Raw genomic sequence first — 2,419 nt, forward strand, 5'->3', positions numbered from 1 at the left:
CAAAGGGGGGCTGGGGGGGATGCGGTTTCTATTCCCTACACCCTACACCCTACACCCTACACCCGCGCGCAGCGCTACACTATCGGATATCTCGATAAAATCGTTTCAAATCGTCCGCCGAAACCCCCAATCCCCACAGCAAACCGATGTAGAGATAGATGGCCGTCGCCTTCACGGAACCCCAGCGGGCCACGCGGCGATCGCTGGTTCGGACGGTGCGGTTCACCTGGCGGATTCGGCCCCGACGCACCAACCGACGGCATAGATCGGCGTCTTCCATGATCGGGAGGGCATCGTCGAAACCGCCGCAGGCTTGGAAGGCGTCGCGGCGACAGAAGATCGCCTGATCGCCGAACAACACCCGCAACCCCCGAAAAAATAGGTGGGGGCGGAACAGGAGGGGGGCGTAGTAGGTTTTGAGATAGTTGTGCAGGGAGATGCCCCAGCGGGTGACGTGGGGGCCGGCCATCAGGGAGATGAAGCCGCCGCCGACAATTTCGGTATCCGCTAGGGTGTGGGACATGACGGCGATCGCATCGTCGGGGATGAGGGTGTCGGCGTGGAGGAAACACAGCACGTCTCCCGTCGCCGCTTCCGCCCCCCGGTTCATCTGCCGCGAACGTCCGGGGCTGTCGCACCCCACCACCCGCGTCCCCATCGAGATCGCGATCGCCGCCGTCTCATCTTCGCTTTTGCCGTCCGCCACGATCACCTCCCAGGGTGGGGGGTGCAACAGTTGCAGGTGTCGCAGCGTCCGACGCAGACACCCCGCCTCATTCAGCGTGGGGATGATAATAGAGACGCGCAGCACGGGAAAATCTCCGATAGGTGTGGGGTTATTAAATTGTAGGGGCGAATGGTTGCGCCCTCCCCGGTGCTTCACCCATCCCCACAAAAATGATATAACCTGGAACGGATTGAATCGCATCAGCGTCTCGCTGGTTACGTCCGCCCATCATTTTTCCGAAACCTCCATGAAGCGATCGAAAACCTGGAAGCAGTTTGTCTGTTTTGCCCTGTTCGGGCTGCTGTTGAGTTGGGCGGTTAGCTGTGCCGCCCCGGATGCCGAATTGGGCGATCGCCGGGAGGTGGAGTTTTGGACGATGCAGCTTCAGCCGCAATTTAACGATTATTTTAACGGGTTGATCGCCGATTTTGAGGCGGAAAATCCGGAGGTTAAAATTCGCTGGGTGGATGTGCCCTGGTCGGCGATGGAGAGCAAAATTTTGGCGTCGGTGTCGGCGAATACGGCCCCCGACGTGGTGAATTTGAACCCGGATTTCGCGGCGCTGCTGGCGGGGCGGGATGCCTGGTTGAATTTGGGCGATCGCGTGTCGGAGGAGGTGCGATCGCGCTATTTGCCGAATATTTGGAAAGCCAATGTTTTGAAAAATTGCGATGGGGACACCTGCGAAGAGACGACCTTCGGAATTCCCTGGTATCTCACGACTCAAATCACGATTTACAATCAGGATTTGTTGAAACAGGCGGGAGTCGCCGCACCCCCGAAAACCTATTCGGAACTCGCCGAAGTCGCCCAAACCATCAAAGACGAAACCGGAAAATATGCCCTGTTCGTGTCCTTCGTGCCGGAAGATTCTTCCCAGGTTTTGCAGTCTTTGGTTCAGATGGGGGTGACGTTGATCGATGAAAATGGAAAGGCGGCGTTCAATACTCCCGAAGGGTTGGCGGCGTTTGAATATTGGGTGGATTTATATCAGCGGGATTTGTTGCCCCGGGAAGTGTTGACGCAGGGACATCGGCGGGCGATCGAATTGTACCAGGCGGGGGAAATTGCCCTGTTGACAACCGGGCCGCAATTCTTCCGTGCGATCGCGGAAAATGCTCCCGATATCGCCAAGGTTTCCGCCCCCGCACCGGCCATCAACGGCGACACGGGTAAAACCTCCGTGGCGGTGATGAATTTGGTGATTCCCCAGCAGACTTCCCAGCCGGAAGATGCCCTCAATTTCGCCTTATTTGTCACCAATTCTGACAACCAATTGCAGTTCGCAAAAGAGGCGAACGTGATTCCTTCGACAACTGAGGCTTTAGAAAATCCGTTTTTCCAAACTGTAAGCGAAGACGCACCGCCGCAGGATAAAGCCAGAATGATCAGCGCCGAACAGATGGAAAATGCGGAGATTTTGATTCCGCCTTTGGAAGATATCAAGGAATTGCAGAAGATTATTTACAACAACTTGCAGGCGGCGATGCTGAATCAAAAGACGGTGGAATGGGCGATCGCGGATGCGGAGGCGGACTGGAACGGGCGATCGTGAAGTTGGCTGTCATATCAAATCCGGTTGAATGCTCGGAACAAAACGGGTTGGATATCCAAACCGCTTGGGAATCAATTCCCAAGCTAACAGCTCAAATCATCTGAAGATGATTGGGAAGGTTTTGCGGTCAAAAAACC

2 protein-coding genes are annotated in these 2,419 nt (G+C 56.0%); one reads left to right on the forward strand and one right to left on the reverse strand.

Translation table 11 applies throughout. The features are described 5' to 3' along the window. Positions 1-79: 79 nt before the first annotated feature. The gene (locus tag LKE08_RS11800) at positions 80-928 is read right to left on the reverse strand and encodes a TIGR04283 family arsenosugar biosynthesis glycosyltransferase (protein ID WP_324704426.1); all 849 of its coding nucleotides are present in this window, start codon (positions 926-928) and stop codon (positions 80-82) included. Between the two features lie 46 nt (positions 929-974). Between LKE08_RS11800 and LKE08_RS11805 the strand changes: the two genes are divergently transcribed. Continuing rightward, positions 975-2,282 carry a sugar ABC transporter substrate-binding protein gene (locus tag LKE08_RS11805; protein WP_324704427.1) on the forward strand — a complete coding sequence of 436 codons (1,308 nt, stop codon included), beginning with the start codon at positions 975-977 and terminating at the stop codon, positions 2,280-2,282. Positions 2,283-2,419: the final 137 nt, after the last annotated feature.

The sequence above is a fragment of the Lyngbya sp. CCY1209 genome (assembly GCF_035615495.1).
GTDB lineage: Bacteria > Cyanobacteriota > Cyanobacteriia > Cyanobacteriales > Microcoleaceae > Limnospira.

Excerpts from the sequence above, each read along its gene's own strand:
- LKE08_RS11800 (WP_324704426.1), bottom strand. The coding sequence starts at position 928 with ATGCGATTCAATCCGTTCCAGGTTATATCATTTTTGTGGGGATGGGTG.
- LKE08_RS11805 (WP_324704427.1), top strand. The coding sequence starts at position 975 with ATGAAGCGATCGAAAACCTGGAAGCAGTTTGTCTGTTTTGCCCTGTTC.